This window comes from Actinomadura chokoriensis (assembly GCF_041463665.1).
Lineage (GTDB): Bacteria > Actinomycetota > Actinomycetes > Streptosporangiales > Streptosporangiaceae > Spirillospora > Spirillospora chokoriensis_A.
The window spans coordinates 142,879-163,262 of record NZ_JAXCEJ010000010.1 but is presented as its reverse complement, the minus strand read 5'-3'; the positions used below and the strand labels follow the sequence as shown (position 1 = coordinate 163,262).

At 73.5% G+C, this 20,384-nt stretch carries 13 protein-coding genes and 1 pseudogene; 6 read left to right on the top strand and 8 right to left on the bottom strand.

All coding sequences use genetic code 11. From position 1 onward, the window contains the following. Positions 1 to 55 precede the first annotated feature (55 nt). On the bottom strand, positions 56 to 1,090 hold the full coding sequence (locus SM418_RS17925) for an SGNH/GDSL hydrolase family protein (protein ID WP_371941979.1): 1,035 nt from the start codon (positions 1,088 to 1,090) through the stop codon (positions 56 to 58). A 138-nt stretch (positions 1,091 to 1,228) separates the two neighbouring features. Between SM418_RS17925 and SM418_RS17920 the strand changes: the two genes are divergently transcribed. Continuing rightward, positions 1,229 to 1,822 carry a DUF4126 domain-containing protein gene (locus SM418_RS17920; RefSeq protein WP_371941978.1) on the top strand — a complete coding sequence of 198 codons (594 nt, stop codon included), beginning with the start codon at positions 1,229 to 1,231 and terminating at the stop codon, positions 1,820 to 1,822. Here the strand turns inward: SM418_RS17920 and SM418_RS17915 are convergent. Further along, positions 1,800 to 2,297 carry a GNAT family N-acetyltransferase gene (locus SM418_RS17915; protein ID WP_371941977.1) on the bottom strand — a complete coding sequence of 166 codons (498 nt, stop codon included), beginning with the start codon at positions 2,295 to 2,297 and terminating at the stop codon, positions 1,800 to 1,802. The two genes, SM418_RS17920 and SM418_RS17915, sit on opposite strands and share 23 nt — an antisense overlap. Before the next feature lie 73 nt (positions 2,298 to 2,370). Here SM418_RS17915 and SM418_RS17910 point away from each other — a divergent pair, with 73 nt between their 5' ends. Continuing rightward, entirely contained in the window at positions 2,371 to 2,910 is a 540-nt protein-coding gene (locus SM418_RS17910) for a hypothetical protein (protein WP_371941976.1), read from the top strand. Positions 2,911 to 2,917: 7 nt separating this feature from the next. On the opposite strand, the pseudogene SM418_RS17905 reads toward SM418_RS17910, so the two are convergent. The 4 genes and pseudogenes from SM418_RS17905 to SM418_RS17890 all read right to left on the bottom strand — a co-directional run bounded on the left by SM418_RS17905 (position 2,918) and on the right by SM418_RS17890 (position 9,769). Beyond that, positions 2,918 to 4,006 (bottom strand): annotated as a pseudogene (locus SM418_RS17905) (ADP-ribosylglycohydrolase family protein). Positions 4,007 to 4,123: 117 nt separating this feature from the next. Beyond that, complete coding sequence (locus SM418_RS17900) at positions 4,124 to 6,187, bottom strand: hypothetical protein (RefSeq protein ID WP_371941975.1); 2,064 nt, start codon at positions 6,185 to 6,187, stop codon at positions 4,124 to 4,126. Positions 6,188 to 6,412: 225 nt separating this feature from the next. Further along, positions 6,413 to 8,530 carry an excinuclease ABC subunit UvrB gene (gene uvrB / locus SM418_RS17895; RefSeq protein WP_371941974.1) on the bottom strand — a complete coding sequence of 706 codons (2,118 nt, stop codon included), beginning with the start codon at positions 8,528 to 8,530 and terminating at the stop codon, positions 6,413 to 6,415. A gap of 78 nt (positions 8,531 to 8,608) precedes the next feature. Further along, complete coding sequence (locus SM418_RS17890; RefSeq protein WP_371941973.1) at positions 8,609 to 9,769, bottom strand: sensor histidine kinase; 1,161 nt, start codon at positions 9,767 to 9,769, stop codon at positions 8,609 to 8,611. A 188-nt stretch (positions 9,770 to 9,957) separates the two neighbouring features. On the opposite strand from SM418_RS17890, the gene SM418_RS17885 reads away from it, so the two are divergent. Genes SM418_RS17885 through SM418_RS17875 form a run of 3 tightly spaced genes read left to right on the top strand, consistent with a single transcriptional unit; the run spans position 9,958 to position 12,600 of the window. After that, positions 9,958 to 10,971 carry a hypothetical protein gene (locus SM418_RS17885; RefSeq protein WP_371941972.1) on the top strand — a complete coding sequence of 338 codons (1,014 nt, stop codon included), beginning with the start codon at positions 9,958 to 9,960 and terminating at the stop codon, positions 10,969 to 10,971. Then, positions 10,968 to 11,684: a hypothetical protein gene (locus SM418_RS17880; RefSeq protein ID WP_371941971.1), complete on the top strand. Its 717-nt coding sequence runs from the start codon at positions 10,968 to 10,970 to the stop codon at positions 11,682 to 11,684. Before SM418_RS17885 ends, SM418_RS17880 begins: the two co-directional genes overlap by 4 nt. Positions 11,685 to 11,715: 31 nt before the next feature. Continuing rightward, positions 11,716 to 12,600, top strand: coding sequence for an inositol monophosphatase family protein (locus SM418_RS17875; RefSeq protein ID WP_371941970.1), 885 nt, complete (start codon positions 11,716 to 11,718; stop codon positions 12,598 to 12,600). A 51-nt stretch (positions 12,601 to 12,651) separates the two neighbouring features. Here SM418_RS17875 and SM418_RS17870 read toward each other — a convergent pair whose 3' ends face one another. Further along, positions 12,652 to 13,875 (bottom strand): ArsB/NhaD family transporter, encoded by a 1,224-nt coding sequence (locus tag SM418_RS17870; RefSeq protein ID WP_371941969.1) that lies wholly within the window; start codon positions 13,873 to 13,875, stop codon positions 12,652 to 12,654. Between the two features lie 65 nt (positions 13,876 to 13,940). Between SM418_RS17870 and SM418_RS17865 the strand changes: the two genes are divergently transcribed. Beyond that, a complete protein-coding gene (locus SM418_RS17865) occupies positions 13,941 to 19,772 on the top strand; it encodes a WD40 domain-containing protein (protein ID WP_371941968.1) in 5,832 nt (1,943 codons plus the stop codon). Here SM418_RS17865 and coaE read toward each other — a convergent pair. Further along, on the bottom strand, positions 19,769 to 20,368 hold the full coding sequence (gene coaE, locus SM418_RS17860) for a dephospho-CoA kinase (protein WP_371941967.1): 600 nt from the start codon (positions 20,366 to 20,368) through the stop codon (positions 19,769 to 19,771). The two genes, SM418_RS17865 and coaE, sit on opposite strands and share 4 nt — an antisense overlap. Between the last annotated feature and the right edge of the window lie 16 nt (positions 20,369 to 20,384).

The window sequence follows — 20,384 nt, the reverse complement described above, 5'->3', positions numbered from 1 at the left end:
TCCCTGGTAGAGCTGGGTACCTGAATGAGCGGGGTACCTGGGAAGAGCGGGGCACCTAGGAGAGCGGGCGGCCGGGGCCCTTCTCGATCTGGGCGATGAACAGCTGGGCCAGGGCGTGCTGCCCGGCGATCGTCGGGTGGTAGCTGCGCGGCTCGGCCTGGAGCGCCGGCAGGTTCAGCGCCAGGCCGTTCATGTACGCGTTCCGGCTGCCCACCTCGTGCCCGGCGAACGCGCCGTAGGCGTCGACGAACTCGACGCTGCCGCGGCCGCGCGTCCCGGCCTTCCGGGCGTCCGCCTCCGCGACGGTCTGCCGGATCAGCCGCCCGAGGTCGTAGGCGCGGGCGTTCAGCCAGCGCTGGTCCGACACGGTGATGTTGTCCCCGTCGACGCCGCTGATCTCGGAGAACGCCTTCGGGTAACCCATCACGATCACCCGCGCGTAGGGCGCCCGCGCGGTGATGTCGGCGAGCAGGGCCGGGAGGCTCTGCCGCAGCTCGGCCATCTTCCCGGCGATCTCCTCGCCCTGCTCGGCGCAGCCCCTGCTCCACGGCAGCCTGACGACGCACCCGGCCAGCACCTTGGAGAACCCGACGTCGTTGCCGCCGATGCTGATCGTGACCAGGCTGGTGTCGCGCCCGATGCGTCCGATCTGCGGGGGTTCGCCGCCTCGTCCGTCCAGGACGTCGTCGGTCGTGGCGCCGGAGCAGGCCCAGAACGAGGTGCCCTTCGCGAAGCGGAACGCCTGGGCGACCTCGTGGTAGTACGCCTTGGACGTCCGGTGGCAGCGGGCGAGCGGGTTGTGATCGGCCGGGGTCGCCTCCGCGCCCACACCCGCCGAGTAGGAGTCCCCCAGCGCGACGTAGGACCCCCGCGTGGCCACGTCGAGCGGCGTCGGTGCCTTCTCCGCCGCGACCGGATCGGCGCGCTGCTCCGGGGCGGGCGTCCGGCATCCGCCGCCGAAGACCTCGCAGCGCGCCGCCGGCAGCGCCACCAGCGGGACGACGGCCAGCAGGAGCAGCGCCACCAGGAGGACGAGCGCGGCCCGTCGCTCGCCGAGACGGTCCCGCACCCATGACACCGGGCTGATCATCGTCCTCCTTAGCGTCCATGGGCCAGACGTCCGCGGACCGTCCCGGGTTCCCGCCTTTACATTGTAGATCTTCTGGTGGAACGCGGGCGGGAGACCGTGCGTCCAAGAGACCAACGATAAGTCAGCTGGGAGGGACGCATGCTCGCGGCACTGACCGGCCTCGGCCTCTCCGCGGCCGCCGGTCTCAACGCCTACATCCCGGTGCTGCTCGTCGGCCTGATCGCCCGGTACAGCGACCTGGTCCGGCTGCCCGCCGAGTTCGGCTGGCTCACCGACGGGCGGGTCCTCGCCGGGCTTGCCGTCCTGCTCGCCGCGGAGGTCGTCCTCGACAAGGTGCCCGTCGTGGACAGCGTCAACGACGCCGTGCAGACGTTCGTCCGCCCGGCCGCCGGAGGCGCCGTCTTCGCCGCCACCGACGCGGCCGGGAAGCTCGACTCCTCCACGTTCATGCACGACCACCCGTGGATCGGCTGGAGCCTCGGCATCGTGGTGGCGCTGATCGTCCACGCGACGAAGGCGTCCGTCCGGCCGGTGGCGAACGCCGGGACGATGGGTGCCGGGGCGCCGGTCCTGAGCACGGTCGAGGACGTCGCGTCCCTGGTCATGAGCGTGCTGGCGATCCTCGCCCCGATCGTCGGGCTCTTCGCCGTCCTGCTGCTCGGCTACGCGGGTCTCCGCCTCCACCGCCGCCGGCGACGGCGGCGGGCCGCTACCCGGTCGGCGCCCACATGACGAGGCGCGGCCCGAGCCCGTGCAGCCCGGCCTCGATCTCGGCGTCCCAGTAGGACCTGATCCCGCTCCCCCACCGCTCCTCGGGCAGTTCCGCGAACCCGTGCCGGGCGTACCAGGGGCCGTTCCACGGGACGTCCCGGAACGTCAGAAGGCTCACGCCGGGCGACCCGGCCGCCGCCGCCCGCGCCACGACCTCCGCCAGCAGCGCGCCGCCGATCCCCCGTCCCACCAGGTCGCCGCGCACCGAGATCTGCTCCAGATGCGTCGCCCCGTCGACCTCCCGGGCCGCCGCGAACCCCACCGCCGGATCACCGGCCACGACGATCTCCGCGCCCTTGCCGATCACCTGCTCGACCACGGTCGGACCGGGCGGGAACACGATCCCGATCTCCTTGAACATCTCCTCGCACGAGTTCTCGATCGCCGCCAGTCCCGCCAGATCCCCGGCCCGCGCAACCCGAACCTCATACTCCATCCCGCGATCGTAGGCCGCGCCCTCGCGCTCGCGCCTCCCCATAACGTCCGGGCGGCGGGCTAGTGTGCCGCCCATGACCGCCTCTGACGACCTGCTGCGCCGGATCGAGAACGAGCCCGAACTCGCCGGCCTGCTGACCTGGCCGGGCGACTTCGACATCGGGCGGCGCGACCCGGTGGAGGAGCTGCGGCTGCCGTCCGGCATGGCGCTGGCGCCCATCGCCGGGGACGGCGCCGGCGGGACGTACTTCCTCTGCGGCGACCCCGGCGGGACCCGCCCGGTCCTGTTCGCCGACTCGGAGGGGCAGGCCGTGCTGATGGCCGCCGACTTGGTCGAGGCCGTCACGCTCATCGCGTCCTGCCCGTTCTGGCGGGCCCTCGGGCTGGGCCATCCGCCGGACGAGCCGGCTGCGGAGATCGTCGACGACGACCCCGAGTACCCCGCCCGGCGGGACCGGCTTCTCGGCCTGCTCGGCCTCACCCCGTTCGGGACGGAGGAGGCCCTCCGAAGGCTGAAGGCGAGCGCCGCGCGGACCGTCCCCGACTTCGTGCCCCTCGCCCGGCACGAGGAGGGCGGGACGTCCTACGAGATCGCCTACGAGGTCATGCTGTGATCGGGCGTCAGGCGTAGAAGCGCATGTGCCAGTCCATGGGCGGCTCGCCGTAGGCGTCGGCGGGCGGCTCCGGGCCGAACTCGACGGCGGAGCCGTACGCCAGTTCCGCGATGACGGCCCCGGCCTCCACCCCGGCGCGCCAGTGCTCGGGAACGGCCCGTGAGCCGTACCGGGCGCCGAGGATGTTCCCGCAGACGGCGCCGGTGGAGTCGCTGTCGCCGGAGTGGTTGACGGCGAGCAGCAGCCCGCGCGGGACGATCTCCAGCGGATACCCGCCCGCGGCCTCGGCGGCGAGCGCGGCGTAGACGGCGATGGCGAGGGCCTCCGGGGCGGTGAAGCCGCGCCCGAGGCTCTCCAGCGCCTCCGGGGACGGCGACCGCCCCGCAGCCAGGTCCATCGCGCGTTCGAGCGCGGCCGTCGTCTCGTCGTGTCCAGGGTGCTTGCCCAGCTCCGCCAGGGCGTCCCGCAGTGCGTCGGGAAGGGCCGCGCCGTGGACGAGGGCGGAGACGACGACGGCGAGCGTTCCGGCGGGAAGGTGGCCGGACGGGTGGCCGTGGGTGAGCGCCGCCGTGCCCTGGCCGCGCGTGAAGACCGCCTCGCGGTCGGGGCGTCCGAACCCGGCCGGCGCCGCGCGGACCGTCCCGGCGCAGCCCTTGGAGTCGTTGACCGGCTCGTCCACCCTGCCGAGCGGCCATCCGGGTCTGCCGCGCGCGGCGGCCTCGCGGAGCGCGGCGAGCGTGGTGCGGCCGGCGCCGCGGCGGGCCGTCACCGCCGGGTCCCGCAGCGCCGGGCCGCCAACGGGCGTGCCCTGCGCGGGGATCGGCTCGCCCTGGGCGCGCAGCCACCCGAGCTAGTTGGACTGCACCAGGCCGAAGTACGCGCCGCCGATCCCCCGGGCGCGGGCCCGGATGGACGCCTGGACGCCCGCCTGCGCGGTGAGCAGGCCGAGCTGCGTGGCCTCGCCGATCTCACCGCGCCCCGCGTACCCGGTGACGCCCGCGGGCCCGTGCGCCGCGCGGATCTCGCGCAGCGGCATGCCCTCGACGGGCCGCCCGAGCGCGTCGCCGACGGCCCCGCCGAACAGGCATCCGAGCATCCGCTCGTCCATCATGTCCGCCATGCCGGTCACGCTATCGGCACGGCTCGCTCACGCCGCCGCGGCGATCCCCGCGTCCGCCGGGCCGGTGTTACGCGGCTCTCGACCGCCGCGGATTCAGTAGGCGGTGGCGTCGTGGAGGGTCGCTGCCAGGGAGCGCAGTTCACGGTCCTCGGTGAAGCTCCGCCAGCCGCCGGAGTACTGGTGCCGCCGGTCGGCATCCATGATCTTCCGCAGCTCCCGCCGGCGTCCGTGCGGAGCGGCGCCCAACTCCACGAGAAGGCGGACGGCCCCCCAGCTCGCGGGGTGGTAGTCGCCCTCGGCGAGACGGTCGAGTTCGCGCTTCAGCGTCAGGGACGCGGCGTCCGGCCTGCCGGTCATCCTGCCCAGCGCGTACGCGGCACTGAAGCGGACACGTTCGAGCTTGGAGTTGATGAAATCCCGCACCCATGGCTCATGGTCCGCGGCGTGGGGCCCCAGATCCGCGATGTACGGCAGGAGGTCGTCCGGCAGGCTGCGCGCTCCGACCTGGGCGCGCACCGCGTCGGCGAGGCGAGCCGGATCGCCCGTGATCTTCAAGTGCGCCCGCGCGAAGGCCAGCCGCCGGAGGTAGTCGGACCGGTCGCCCCCGTACGCGCCCCGCCGCAGCGCCTCCTCGATGATCGGTCCGGCGTCCGCGGCGGCCGGTCCCATCGCCGCGAGCGCCTCCACGGCCGGCACCCCCAGCCGGCCGCCGAGCAGGCCGATCAGCTCCGGGACGGCCGGGACGCCCGCCTCGCCCCACGCTCCGACCAGCCGGACCAGCCCCTTCTCCGCACGGGAGGGCCGCTCCCGCACGTGGGCGGCCGGCGGAGTCTCGGGGACGTCGCCGAGACGGTCGCGGATCACCGGCAGCAGCGCCGCGGCATGGTCGCCGAGCGGGGCCAGGACGTCCGCGACGCCCGGCAGCGCGGTCGAGTACCCGCGCGTGGAGGCGCCCAGGTCGCCGGGGCCGTAGACAAGCCCCTGGTCACCGAGCCGGGCGATCAGATGGGGCAGGCAGCGCGGGTCGCCGCGCCACGCCAGGCCCCATGCGGCGACGTCGGCCATCCGATCTCCGGTCCAGGAGCTCAAGCGCCGGTCGTCGTCCAGCCCGGCGACGAGCGCCTCGGTGTGATCACCGGCGTCCGGGCCCATGGCCGCGATCACGTGCATGGCGTGCAGGCGGTCCTTCACCGCCTCGTCCGACGCGTGCTCGGCCATGACGGGCAGCAGTTCGGCGCCCGCGGACCGCCAGCCCGCGGCGAGGTTCGCCGCGGTCCTGATCGCGGCGCCGCGCCGGTCGGCGTCCCGGTGACGTGCGAGCGCCGCGCTGAGGGCGGTGCGCGCGGCGACATCGTCGCCGAGCCGCTCGTCGACCCAGCCGAGGAGCCGCGACGCGGTCCCGGCAGGCGCCTCCCGATGCTCCGGCCTCGGGAGGTCGCGGACATGACGCCACGCCTCGACATCGGTTCCGCTCATCGCCCGCGTCACCACGTCGACGTCGGCGCGCTGCGCGTCGACCAGCCCGGCCAGGACGACCGACGCCGCCATCGCGACCTGCGGGCTCCCCTCGATGCAACGGTCCCGAAGCCAGGTCAGCGCCTCGGGCAGGACGGCGGCCGAGCAGCGCCCGGCGAGTCCGCCCACGGCCAGCACGGACTGGATCCGTACCGCCTCGTCGTCGTCCCCGCCCGCGCACAGCGCGTCCACCACGGGTTCCGCATCGGCGACCGCCGACGCCAGCACGCCCACCAGCGCCCGCCTTACCGCGACGTCCGGATCGGAGAGCATCGCCAGGAGCCGCGGCACGATGCCCCGGAACGCGGGCATCCACTCAGGGGAGCGGCAGTCGCCGGGGCACTCGTTCGCCTCGGTGCTCAGCCGCCCCAGCAGGCGCAGCGCGTCGACCCGGACGGCCCCATCGCCGGATTCGGCGAGTCCGGCCAGGAACGGCAGGGCCGGTATCGACTCCTCGTACAGCGACCCGGGCGAGAAGAACATGTCATCCCCGTCCCGCGGGTTCTCGGCCCGGTCCGCCTGCTCCGCCAACTGCCGCACCAGGCCGCGCAGGGGCTCATCCGCGGCGGAGGCGCGCTCCAGCCCGGCCCAGTCGATCCCGTCGGGGTCCCGCAACCTCATGCGCCTGCTCTCGTCCGCCATGCCGGGCACGGTCGCCTTGATGCTGACATGCCTCCCGCCGTTCCGTCGCGGGATTTCCGCCGTGAAAGGGGGCCCGGGAACCGGCGGACGTGCCGGCCGGGTGGAACGCGCAGGTCGGGCCGTCAAGGGCGCACCGCCGGCCGCGTCGGCGTCCGCGGACGCGTGGACGCCGCACCGGGGCACCGGGGCACCGGGGCACCGGGGCGCCGGGGCGCCGGGCCGTGCCTAGCTGACGCCGGCCTCCTTCATGTCGCGGAGTTCGCGCTTGAGTTCCTTGATCTCGTCGCGGAGGCGGGCGGCGAGTTCGAACTGCAGGTCGGTGGCGGCCTGGTGCATCTGGTCGGTCATCTGCTCGATCAGCGCCTCCAGTTCCTCGCGGGGGCGCTCGCCGACCAGGTCGGCGGCGTGGCGTCCGACCTCCTTGGTGCGGGACGCAAGGCCGGGGACGGGCGCCTTGCCGCGGCTCTGCTGGCGTCCGGCGCCGCCGATGAGGGTCTCGGTGTCGGCGTCCTCGCGGGCGAGGGAGTCGAGGATGTCGGCGATGCGCTTGCGGAGGGCCTGCGGCTCGATGCCGCGCTCGGCGTTGTAGGCCTGCTGCTTGGCGCGGCGCCGGTTGGTCTCGTCGATCGCCCGTTCCATCGACGGGGTGACGGTGTCGGCGTACATGTGGACCTGGCCGGACACGTTGCGGGCCGCGCGGCCGATCGTCTGGATGAGGGACGTCTCCGAGCGCAGGAAGCCCTCCTTGTCGGCGTCCAGGATCGCCACCAGGGACACCTCGGGCAGGTCGAGGCCCTCACGGAGCAGGTTGATGCCGACCAGGACGTCGAACTCGCCGGCGCGCAGCTCGCGGAGCAGCTCGATGCGCCGCAGCGTGTCGACCTCGCTGTGCAGGTAGCGGACCTGGATGCCGAGTTCGAGGAGGTAGTCGGTGAGATCCTCCGACATCTTCTTGGTGAGGGTGGTGACGAGGACGCGCTCGTCCCGCTCGGTGCGCTCGCGGATCTCGTGGATGAGGTCGTCGATCTGCCCCTTGGTCGGCTTCACGACGATCTCGGGGTCGATGAGGCCCGTCGGGCGGATGACCTGCTCGACGACGTCGCCCTTGACGCGGTTCATCTCGTAGGTGCCGGGCGTCGCCGAGAGGTAGACGGTCTGGCCGATGCGGTCGAGGAACTCCTCCCACTTCAGCGGCCGGTTGTCCATGGCGGACGGCAGCCGGAACCCGTGCTCGACCAGCATCCGCTTGCGGGACGCGTCGCCCTCGTACATGGCGCCGATCTGCGGCACGGTCTGGTGCGACTCGTCGATGACGAGGAGGAAGTCCTCCGGGAAGTAGTCGAGGAGGGTGTTCGGGGCGGTGCCGGGGCCGCGGCCGTCGATGTGGCGGGAGTAGTTCTCGATGCCGGAGCAGGTGCCGACCTGGCGCATCATCTCGATGTCGTAGGTGGTGCGCATGCGCAGGCGCTGCGCCTCCAGCATCTTGCCCTGCCGCTCCATCGCGGCGAGGGTCTCCTCCAGCTCGCTCTCGATGCCGCGGATGGCCCGTTCCATGCGCTCGGGGCCGGCGACGTAGTGCGAGGCGGGGAAGACGTACAGCTCGTCGTCCTCGGTGATGAGCTCGCCGGTGAGCGGGTGCAGGGTGGCGAGCTTCTCGATCTCGTCGCCGAACATCTCGATGCGGACGGCGAGCTCCTCGTACTGCGGGATGATCTCGATCGTGTCGCCGCGGACCCGGAACGTGCCGCGGGTGAACGCGAGGTCGTTGCGCGTGTACTGCATGCCGACGAGCTGCCGGAGCAGGTCGTCGCGGTCGATCTCCTGGCCGACGTGCAGCCGGACCATCCGGTCGACGTACTCCTGCGGGGTGCCGAGGCCGTAGATGCAGGACACCGACGCGACGACGACGGTGTCGCGGCGGGTGAGCAGCGAGTTGGTCGCCGAGTGCCGGAGCCGGTCGACCTCGTCGTTGATCGAGGAGTCCTTCTCGATGTAGGTGTCGGTCTGCGGGATGTACGCCTCGGGCTGGTAGTAGTCGTAGTACGAGACGAAGTACTCGACGGCGTTGTGCGGCATCATCTCGCGCAGCTCGTTGGCGAACTGGGCGGCGAGCGTCTTGTTCGGCTGCATGACGAGGACGGGCCGCTGCAGCTTCTCCACCAGCCACGCGATGGTGGCGGTCTTGCCGGTGCCGGTGGCGCCGAGCAGCACCGCGTCCTTGTCGCCGCCCTCGATGCGGGCGGTCAGCTCGGCGATCGCCTGCGGCTGGTCGCCCGACGGCGTCATCTCGGTGACGACCTCGAACGGCGCCACGCGGCGCCGCAGATCGGTGACTGGGCGCATCGGCACTCCCCTGCTCCGGCGTTCTCCCTGCTCCCCACAACTGTATGCACGGGGTCCGACATTCCGCGTCCGCGCCGGTCAGGACGCGGGCAGCGGCAGCCGGGCCTGGACGGCGTAGCCGCCCTCGCGCGGCCCGGCCTCGAAGCTGCCGCCGAGGGCGGTGACCCGCTCGCGCAGGCCGAGCAGGCCGTTCCCGCCGCTCGGCAGCCGGTGCTCGGGCCGGGCGGTCGGCGGGGCGTTGACGATCTCCACCTCGATCGCCTCGGGCAGCAGGCCGAGGGCGACGCGGGTGTCGGCGGCCCCGGCGTGCTTGTGGACGTTGGTGAGCGCCTCCTGGACGAGGCGGTAGACCGTCCGTCCCACGGCGATGGGCATCGGGCGCTCGTCGCCGCGGACCGACAGGTCGACGCGGAGGCCGGCCGCCCCGGACTGGCCGACGAGTTCGCGGACGTGGGCGAGCGTCACGCCCTCCTGGGGAAGGGCCTCCTCGCCCTGGCGCAGGACCCCGATGACGTGGCGCAGCTCCTCCAGCGCCTGGCGTCCCATGTCCCCGATGACCGTCGCGGTCTCGGCGGCGCGGTCGGGATCGCGGGCGGCGATCGCCTTGAGGGCGCCCGCGTGCACGACCATGACGCTGATCCGGTTGGCGACCACATCGTGCATCTCCCGCGCGATGCGGGTGCGTTCCTCGCCCCGCGCGCGCTCTGCGAGGAGGTGCTGTTCACGTTCAAGCCTCGCGGCCCGCTCCTGAAGCGATGCGAGGAGCTGCTTGCGCGCCCCCATGTAAAGGCCGAGCAGGACGGGGACGGCTATGAACGCGACGCCGAAGATGGCCTGCGCGGCGAAATTCTCGGTCGCCGTCGGGCCCGGGAAGGCCAGCCCCGCGATGTAGACGAGGACGGCGATCGTCAGCACCGTCCGGCGGGACGAGGCGTACGCGGCGAGCGAGTAGAGGACGACCAGCGCGGCGAAGACGCCCGCTCCTGTGATCGTCCCGAACACCAGCGCGAACATGGCGAGACCGACGGGATGGACGCGCCGCACGACCAGCGCCAGGCCGAGTACCACGCTGCACGCCGACACGACCGACGGCGGCAGCCAGAACCGCTGGTCGGCGAACCACAGGAACGTGCCGTCGGCGGCGGCCAGGGACACGGCGAGGAACACGTCGAGCGCACGCGAGCGCCGGCTCGGCCAAGCCCCCGTCCACGCCCTCGCCCACCGGCCCCGCACGCGCATGCGCCGAGTCTATGGCGAGCGGGAGGACACCCGGTCGCGCAAGGGACCGAAGCCCTTACCTGCGGGGCTTTTCCGCAGCCCAGGCACTCCGGTTACGATGACGGCGCCGACCGTGCCGTTCGATGGGGAGGACCCCGCACTCCCTTGGACGTCTCCGGCTCCGACTAGGGACGGGGTGCCAGCAGAACATGACCCGCTTCACCAACTGGCTCGGGAAGAACGCCGACGCGGTGATCGCGCTGGTGCTGGCGATCGTCGTCGCGGTGCTGGGGCTCGGGGTGAACCTGCCGAACGAGGACGAGATCACCAACAGCGGGATCCTCGCGGTGATCGGCCTGCTGGCGACGTCGGTGCTGCGGGACCGGGGGCGGCGCATCCCGGTCGAGGCGGAGGTCCGCGACACGCTACGGTCGTCGTCGGCCACGCTGAGCGAGCTGAGCGCCAAGCTGACCCGCATCGAGGGGTTCGAGCACGTCCTGTCCGACACCCAGCGCGCGCTGGACGAGACCACGGTCGTCCGGGTCATCGGCGGGGCGCAGGTCGCCCACGTCCTGGAGGAGGCCCGCCGTGACACCGACCGGTGGTTCTTCAAGGGCGGGACGGGCACCTACATCCGCGCGCGGACGCTGCCCGAGTGCGTGGCGGCGGCGCGCCGGGAGCGGCGCACGCTGCTGTTCCGGCTGGAGATCCTCGACCCCACGAACGTGGAGGTGTGCGAGGCGTACGCGCGCCACCGCCGTTCGGTGTCGGACGGCCCGGACGCGACGGGCGAGCCGTGGACGCTGGAGCGCACCCGCAAGGAGGCGTACGCGACGATCCTCGCGGCGTGCTGGCACAAGCAGCGGTTCGCGATGCTCGACATCGACATCGGCCTGGCGCGGACCATGACGACGCTGCGCTACGACCTCTCCGCGTCCCGCCTGGTGGTGACCCGCGACGATCCGCGCGGCGAAGCGCTGGTCATCGACAACTCGAAGTTCTACTACAGCTGGGTGAGCGCGGAGCTGCAGACCAGCCTCGACCAGGCGCGCCGCGTGCCGGTCGAGCAGGCGAGGCTGGCGCCGCTGGACGAGGAGCCCACGGTCGAGGAGGTCCGCAAGCTCTTCGAGGTGATCGGCATCGACCTCGCGCACGGCTACACCGACCGCGACGTCATCGAGATCATCCGTAAGGCGCTGCGGGCCAAGGACCCGTACGAGTGACGGCCGATGACGCGAGACATGGGGCCGCCACAGTGAAGTACGACGAGATCCGTGAGGAGATCCGCGCCGGGACCGCGGCGCGGACGCTGCCGGCGTGGGCGAGGGGCGTCCTCGGCGGGATCCTGGACGGCCTCGCGGCGGGCGCGCCGCCCGTCCCGGCGGTGCGCCACCCGCTGGGCTTCCTGTGCCTTCCGGTGGAGCGCAGCGGTGACCTCGGCGTGTGCCTGCACATCTGGACGCCGGAGGTACGGCCGGCCCCCTCCACCACGTCGCCGGTGCACTGCCACAGCTGGGAACTGCTCAGCTTCGTCCTGTACGGGACGGTGCGGAACGTGCGGATGGACGTCGACGAGGCCGCGGGAAAGGCGCCGCAGCAGGTTTTCGAGGTCGTCAGCCACGGCGACGTGGACGAGCTCAGGGCGACGGGGCGGGCCGTCCACTGCTCCCCTGGCCGTTCCACCGCGCACCGGACCGGCGAGTCGTACACTCTTCCCGCGGGTGTGTTCCACAGCACACTCATAGAGGACGGCAAAGACGCGGCCACGGTCGCCTTGGGGCGCCAGACGCCGGGCGGCGGCGACCTGTCCCTCGGCCCCCTGGACATGGCGACGCACAGCGTGCACCGGTTCCGTTCCGATCAAGCCGATACCGAGCGCGCCCTGCGGCGGTCCGCGCGAAGGATCGCCGCCGCCCACTGCTCGGCGCGCCGGTAGGCCCGCCGCCGGACCCGACTGGAGAGGCCCGATGAGATCCACGACCCCGTCAGCGGCCCTTCCGGTCGATCTCTCCGAGGCCCGCGGCGTGGCGGTGGCCGCCGCCGAGGCGGCGGGCGCCCTGCTGAGCGCCGGCATGGGCGGGCCCCTGGACGTCCGTCCGAAGGGCTCGGGCGGTGACGTCGTGACGGCGCTGGACACGGCCGCCGAGGAGCTGATCGTCGGACGGCTGCGGGGCGCGTATCCGGGGCATCGCATCATCGCGGAGGAGTCCGGTGTCCTCGACGGGGCGCCGGGCGAGGAGATGGTGTGGCTCGTCGACCCGCTGGACGGCACCAACAACGTGGCGATCGGCATGCCGGTGTACGCGGTGGGGTTGGCGCTGTGCGCGCGCGCCGAGCCGGTCTTGGGCGTCGTCCACGACCCGGTTTCGGGCCGGACGTGGTCGGCGGTGCGCGGTGAAGGCACGCTGGGCCCGAAGGGGGTTCCGCTGAGGCTGCCCGGCCGTCCGCGGCCGGGCAGGGAAGAGAACCCCGTCCTGGCGTGGACCCAAGGGCATCAGGTCAAGTCGAACGATCTCGTGGCGTTCACCCTGCGCACGGCCGTGGAGAAGCAGTGTGCGCGCATGCTGCAGCTGTGGGCGCCGCTGGTGGCCTGGACGATGCTCGCGCGCGGCGACATCGACGGCATCGTCGGCTATCTGCCCGAGATCGTGGACCTCCCCGCCGGAGCGCTCGTGGCCGCCGAGGCCGGTGCCGAGCTGCGCCGCCTGGACGGGGGCCCGTACGAGATGGGCATCGACCGTCCGGCGTCCGAACTGGGTTTCGTCGCCGCCCGCCCGGACCTCCTGGACCGCCTCCTTGAGACGACGACGCAGGTGGCGAGGCCCGACGGCCGCTTCCACGTCGCCTTCTAGCGCCCGCGTGGTTTCCAGCGTCGTCTGGTTTCCAGCGCCGGTTCCGGTCGGCTAACCGGTCGCCAGGAGCGCCCCGACGGAGGCCGCACAGCCCAGCACCGCCAGGACCGTCCCCGTCAGGACGAACTTGCGGATCGGTACACGCACGTCCCACCGGCGGCACCACTCGAACCACAGCAGAGTGGCCAGGGACCCCCACGGGGTGATGACGGGCCCCACGTTCGTCCCGACGAGCAGCGAGAGAAGCTGATCCTTGTTCGATGCGGGTACGGCCGACTCCCCCGCCACATACGCGGGGAGGTTGTTGAGGACGTTCGACAGGCCGGCCCCAGAGAACGCCGCCCGGAAAGCCCCCACGGCGTCGCCGTCAGGGCCGACGAAGGCGCGCATCACGTCGTCCAGCCCGAACCGCTCGAGCGTGGGGACGACCAGGAACAGCCCCGTGACGAACACCATGAGCTGCCACGGGATCAGGACGGGGCGCAGCACCGACCGGTCGCGCACGGCGAAGGCGACGACGGCCACGACGGCGGCAACGGTCGCGGCGACACCGAGCTGGATACCGGTGTGCACGCCGGCGAGGATCGCGCCGATGAATAGCAGGCACGCGATCCCGGTCGCGGAGAACAGCATCCGGTCGCGGACGGGCACGGGATCGGGCGGGTCATAGGAATCTTCGCCGCGCATGCTCCGCCGCCAGTAGAACATCCACAGCAGCGCCATGGTGACGGCGAGGGCGGCCAGTTGCGGCAGCCACATGCGGCCCGCGAACGCGCGGGTCTGCAGGGCCACCCGCTCGGCGGCGAGGAGGTTGGTCAGGTTGGACACCGGCAGCAGGAGGCTCGCGGTGTTGGCCAGCCACACCGTCGTCATGGCGAGCGGCAGGGTCGCGATTCGCGCGCGCGCCGCCAGCGCCAGCATGACGGGGGTCAGCAGTACAGCGGTCGTGTCCAGATTGAGGAAGACCGTGGTGAGCGACGCGAACGCCACGCACAGCAGGAACAGCGCGACGTAGTTCCCCCGGCCGGCCCGCGCCATCCGCTGCGCGATCGCGTCGAAGACCCCGGCCTCCTTGGTCAGCTCGGCCAGGATGATGACGCTGAACAGAAAGAGCAGCAGGGGCGCGATCCGCCCGATGCTGGCGCGCGCCGTGTCGGCGGGCAGCAGGCCGGTGGCGACGAACACGAGCCCCAGCACGAGGACGCCGATGCGGATCCAGTCGAGAACGCCCAGGGAGCAGGCGGCGCGGCGCAGGGTCTCCATCAAGGGCTGCACGGCCGCCATGATCCCATAGGCGGACAGGCCATGAATTCCTCCGGCCGCCGCGCGATACTGGCGGCATGACTCTCCCCGGCGGCGGCCTCATCGGGCAGGAGCGTCCGACCGACTTCTTCATCAGCTACTCCCCAGCGGACGAGCGGTGGGCGTCCTGGATCGCCTGGCAGCTGGAGGCCGCCGGGCACCGGACGATGATGCAGGCATGGGACTTCGTCCCCGGGACCAACTTCATCGACTTCATGGACCGCGGCCTGTCGGAGGCCAAGGCCGTGGTGGCGGTGCTGTCGCGCAACTACCTGCGCTCCCGGTACGGGCGGCTGGAGTGGATGGCGGCGCTGCGGGCCGACCCCGACGACCCGGCCCGCAAGCTCGTCACCGTCCGGATCGAGGACTGTCCGATCGACGGCCTGCTCTCCACGATCACCTACGTGGACCTGGTGGGGATCGACGACCCCGACGAGGCGCGCGGGCTGCTGATGCGGCGCATCCAGGAGGCCCTGGCCGGCCACGCGCGTCCGCTGAACGGCCCCGGATTCCCCGGAGGCGGCCCTCCCCCGCCAGAGGGCGGCGGCGTGCTGCCCGGCCGTCTGGAGCCGCCTGACGGCCCGCCGGAGCCGGACGAGGAGCGTCCCGTCCGGCGGGCGCCCGTCGCCCCGCCCGCGTTCCCGGCGGGGGGCGGCGGCCACGAGCCCCGCGAGCGGCTCAGCGTCCTGCACGTCTCGGGCCCCCGGTTCGGCCGGACGCTCGCCGAGCCCGGCGAGCCGACCACCGCGACCGAGCTCCAGGACCGCATCTGGAGCGATGTGACCCGGCTGGCCGACTCCGGCGTGCCGCGCCCCGACCTGCTGATCGTCACCGGCAACCTCACCCACTCGGGCAGCCGCAAGGAGTTCGCCGAGGCGCTGTCGTTCCTGACCAGCCTGCGGGCGCTGCTCGGGCTGGAGGCGCAGCGCGTCGTGGTCGTGCCGGGCACCCACGACGTCACCCGCGCGGCGTGCCAGGCGTACTTCTCCAGCTGCGAGGCCGACGACATCGAGCCGCAGCCGCCGTACTGGCCGAAATGGCGGCACTACGCCAGCCTGTTCAAGGAGTTCTACCAGGGCATCGACGCACTGATCTTCGACAGCGCGCAGCCGTGGACGCTGTACCCCGTCCCCGACCTCCGGGTCGTGGTGGCCGGCCTCAACTCGACCCTGCCGCAGACCCACCGCGAGGAGGACCGGTACGGCCGCGTCGGCCAGGCCCAGGCCGCCTGGTTCAACGAGCGGCTGCGGCATTTCGAGGGCGAGGGATGGCTCCGCCTGGGCGCGGTCGAGCACACGCCCGTCGCCGGTGAGCCCGGGGCGCTGCGCGACCCCGAGACCGTGGAGACGCTGCTCGGCGGCCACGTCAACCTGTTCTTCCAGGGGACCGAGTCGGAGTTCGGCGCCGTCCCGCTGCTCCGCGGCGGGGCCCCGGCCGTCCCGGCGCTCGGCCCCGGCCGCCACCAGATCGTCGTGCTGGGGCGGGACGGCCTGGAGCGGTGGATCCCGGAGGACGCCGACCGGCGCGGCCCGGAACGTCTCGAACGGTCCTGGTCGGGCGCCGGCGGAACGTTCCCGGCGCCGCGCGCGGAGACGCCGCCCGCCCCGCCCGTCCCGGAGCTCGGCCCGGCGGCGGACGGCGCCGCCGACCCCGTGCCCGACCCCACGGCGCGGCTGCTCGACCGGCTGACGGAGGCGTGCGAGACGCGGTTCGAGCGCGCGACCATCCGGCGGATCGTCCCGCCCACGCGCGAGGAGGGGCGGTCCGATCCGCCGCACCTGCTGCTCACCCACCTGGAGGACGGGTTCGTCCGCCAGTACCGCATCGGCGCCCACGTCGGGCAGGCCACCGAGGCGGACGTGGACGCGTTCGCCCGGCACGTGCACGCCGACGGCACCGACCACGGGTCGGAACTGGTGTACCTGGGGCCGGCGCCGTCCCGGTCACTGCGCGACGACGCGCTGCGGCGCGGCATCCGGGTGCGCAGCCTCACCGAGTTCCAGGGGCTCCTCGACCTGTCGGAGTACGTGACGGCGCAGACGGGACGGCTGTCCGCCGACGGGCTGTATCCGCCGTCCCTGTACGTCCCGCAGCGGTTCCGGGAACTCGACCGCTTCCAGACGCCGCAGGACGGGACGCGCCTCGCCGGGGACGTCCGCGAGGACGTCGTCGGCGAGATGCTGCGGCTGCTGGCCGCCGACCACGGGCGGTTCCTGCTGCTCCTCGGCGACTTCGGGCGCGGCAAGACGTTCGCGCTGCGCGAGCTGGCCCGCCGCATCCCCGAGCAGCTGCCGCACGTCATCCCGATCCTCATCGAGCTGCGGGCGCTCGACAAGGCGCACTCGGTGGACGGCCTGGTCGCCGCGCACCTCGCCAACCACGGCGAGGAGCTGATCGACCTCAAGGCGTTCCACTACATGCTCCGCCAGGGCCGCATCGTCCTGCTCTTCGACGGGTTCGACGAGCTGGTGACGCGGATGACCTACGACCAGGCCGCCGACCACCTCGACACGCTGCTCCAGGCCGCCCAGGACAAGGCCAAGATCGTGGTGGCCAGCCGGACGCAGCACTTCAAGTCGCAGGCGCAGGTGCTGACCGCCCTCGGCGAGAAGGTCGGCGTGCTGCCGCACCGCCGCGTCCTCGGCCTGGAGGAGTTCGCGCCGCCGCAGGTCCGCTCCTACCTGGTGAACCGGTACGGGGACGAGGACGCCGCCGAGGCGCGGCTGATCCTGCTCGCGGGCATCGAGGAACTGCTCGCGCTGACCTCCAACCCGCGGATGCTGTCGTTCATCGCCGACCTGCCCGAGGACCGGCTGCGCGCGGTCGCGCAGGCCCGCCGCGCCGTGTCCCCCGCCGACCTCTACCACGAGATCCTGTCGTCGTGGCTGGCGTACGAGGCGGTCCGGGTCGGCGGCTCCGGCGGGCCGTCCGGGCTGAGGGCCGAGGACATGTGGCGGGCCGTCGGCACGCTCGCGCTGCGGCTGTGGGAGGGCAACGAGCAGTTCCTGAGCCTCAACGAGATGGGCGACATCGCCGAGACCCTCACCGGCCTCGCCGACGGCCGCATGTCGCCGCACCAGGTGACGCACGCCGTCGGGGCGGGCAGCCTGCTCGTCCGCACCGACGAAGGGCTGTTCGGGTTCATCCACGCGTCGGTGATGGAGTGGCTCGTCGCGCGGCACATCGCCGACGAGTTCGCCCGGGGCGCGGCGCCCGCGGCGCTCGCCCTGCGCGCTCTGACGCAGCTCACCGTCGACTTCCTGTGCGACCTCGCCGACACGCGCGCCTGCCAGGACTGGGCCGCCGGCGTCCTCGCCGATCCGGGCGCCGACGACCTGGCCCGCGCCAACGCGATCCGCATCACGACGCGGCTGCGGACCCCGGCGCGCACCGACCTGCGCGGCGCGCGCCTCCAGGGCGAGGACCTGTCCTACCGCGACCTGCAGGAGGTCGACCTGACCGGCGCCGACCTCACCGACGCGCAGCTCGTCGGCGCGAACCTGTCGCGGGCCGTCCTGCGGGACGCGTCGCTCGCCGGGGCCCGGCTGGACGAGGCGCGCCTCACCGGGGCCGACCTGCGCGGCGCCGACCTGTCGCGGACCCGCCTCGCCCGCGCCGACCTGCGCGACGTCGCCGTCGACGGCAGCCGCTGGACGCGCGCCGCGCTCGTCGACGCCGTCCTCCCCGACCGGATCGCCGCGGCGCCCGAACTGCGGGAGGCCGCGATCGCCCCCGGGCGTCCCATCGACATCCAGATCGCGCCGCCCGCCGTGGGCGTCCCGTACGGCTTCCACTTCCAGACCAGCCGGCTGCCCCAGCCGCTCGCCTACAGCCCCGGCGGTTCCGTGCTGGCCGTCGGCAGCGAGGACGGCGGCGTCCTCGTGTGCGACGCCGTCACCGGCACTCCGCTGCGCACACTCCAGGGCCACACCGACCGCGCCTACGCGGTCGCGTTCGACAGCGGCGGCAACCTCCTGGCGAGCGGTTCGGCGGACGGGACCGTCCGGCTGTGGGACCTCGCGACCGGGCACTCGGCGCACACCCTCACCGTCCACCCCGAAGGCGTGTGGCCCGTCGTCGTCGGCGGGCGGGCCCCCTCGGGCGGCGATCTCGTCGCGGCGGGCGCCGCGGACGGGACCGTCCGCATCTGGGACACCGCCACCGGCGCCCTGCTCCACGAGCTCTCCGGGCACACCGCGCCCGTCTACACCGCCGTGTTCGATCCCGCCGGCTCCCTCATGGTCACCGGCGACGCGGGCGGCACCCTGCGCGTCTGGGACCTCGCGACCGGCGCGCTCATGCGGGAACTGACCGGCCACCGGGGCGCGGTGTTCCGCGCCGTGTTCCACCCCGACGGCTCCCACCTCGCCGCCGGGGACGAGGCCGGCGTCGTCCGGCTCTGGGACATCCGCACCGGCGAGATCGGCCAGGAACTCCTCGGCCACACCGGACGCGTGTACGCCATCGCCTTCCACCCCGGCGGGGGCCTCCTCGTCAGCGGCGACACCGACGGGTCCGTCCGCCTCTGGGAGAACGGCCGGCACCGCAGCACCCTGTCCGGCCACGAGGGCGGCATCTACCAGGCGACGTTCAGCCCGGACGGCGGGCGCCTCGCCACCGCCGACAGCGCCGGGTCCGTCCGCCTGTGGGACCCCGGGACCGGGCGGCAGCGCCTCGAACTCGCCGGGCACCGCGGCGCCGTGTGGCCGTTCGCGTTCCGCCCCGACGGCGCCCAGCTCGCCACCAGCAGCAACGACGGCACCGCCCGGCTGTGGGACGCCGAGACCGGGCAGTGCCGCGTCGTGCTGCGCGGCCACGGCCGCCGCGTCACCGGCGTCGCGTTCAGCCCGGACGGCGGCATGCTCGCCGCCAGCGGCAACGACGGCCTCGTCCGGCTCTGGGACCCGCGCTCCGGCCGGATGATCCGCGAGCTGCGCGGCGTCGCCGACAACCTCACCTCCGCCGCGTTCAACACCCGCGACTCCCAGCTCGCCACCGCCACCAACGACGGCGGCGTCCACCTGTGGCAGGCCGGGACAGGGACCTTCGAACGCGAGCTGAACGTCGAGACCGACCACGTGTGGGCGCAGGCGTTCGCACCCGCCGGGGACGTCCTCGCCACCGCCAACGACGACGACTCCGTCCGCCTCTGGTACTGGACGACGGGCCGCGAGACCGTCAACCTCGCCGACCACCGGGGCCGCGTCCGCTCCATCGACTTCCACCCCGCCGGCGGCCTCCTCGCCACCGGCTGCGACGACGGCCTCGTCCGCCTCTGGCACCCCCGCACGGGCGAGCTCGCCGCCGCCCTGCGGGGCCACGCCGACCGCGTCTACCGGGTGGTGTTCTCGCCGTCCGGCGACACCCTCGCCAGCGCGAGCAACGACGGCACCGTCCGGCTCTGGGACCCGTCCACCGGCGAGGCGCTCCACATCCTCACCGGCCACACCGGCCGCCTGTGGACGACCGCGTTCCATCCGTCGGGGGCCATGCTCGCCAGCGCGGGCGACGACATGGTGGTGCGCCTCTGGGACCCCTCCAGTGGACGACTCCTGCACACCCTCACCGGTCACACCCGCCGGATCTGGTCGGCCGCCTTCAGCCCGGACGGCTCCCTCCTCGCCACCGCCGGCGACGACGGCGCCGTCATCCTCTGGGACGTCACCGACCGCGAGGCCCCCGCGCGCCGGGTGACACTCCTCGGCCTGGCCGAAGGCTGGGCCGCCCTGGCCCCCGACGGCCGCTACAAATGGGAGGGCAACGCCACCGCCGAGTTCTGGTACGCCGTCGGCATGTGCCGCTTCGAACCCGGCGAGCTGGACCCCTACCTGCCGGAGGTCCACCGCCTCCCCCTCGACGCCCCGTTCTAGGGGGCGGCGCGGCGGGTGAGGGACTCCCAGAGGGCGTCGACCTGGGCCTTCAGGTCGTCCAGGGTGCCGGAGTTCTCGATGACGTGGGTGGCGACGGCGCGGCGCTCGGCGCGGGACGCCTGGTTCGCCATGCGGGCGCGGGCGTCCTCCTCGGTCATGCCGCGGCGGGCGACCAGCCGGTCGACCTGGGTCTTCTCGGGGGCGTCCACGACGACGACCTCGTCGTACATGGGGGCCAGGCCGTTCTCCGCGAGGAGGGGGACGTCGTAGACGACGACCGCGCCGGCGGGGGCGGCGTCCATCAGCTCCTGCATGCGCTCCCCGACGAGGGGATGGACGATCGCGTTCAGCGCGGCGAGCCGGTCGGGGTCGGCGAACACGATGCGGCCGACCTTCTCGCGGTCGAGCGCGCCGGACGGCAGCAGCACGTCGTCGCCGAACTCCGCCACGACGGCGGCGAGACCGGGGGTGCCCGGCTCCACGACCTCACGGGCGATCTTGTCGGCGTCGATGACCACCGCGCCGCGCTCGCTCAGCCGCGCGGACACCTCGCTCTTGCCCGACCCGATACCGCCGGTGAGTCCCACTTTCAGCACGGGCTCACCCTAACGG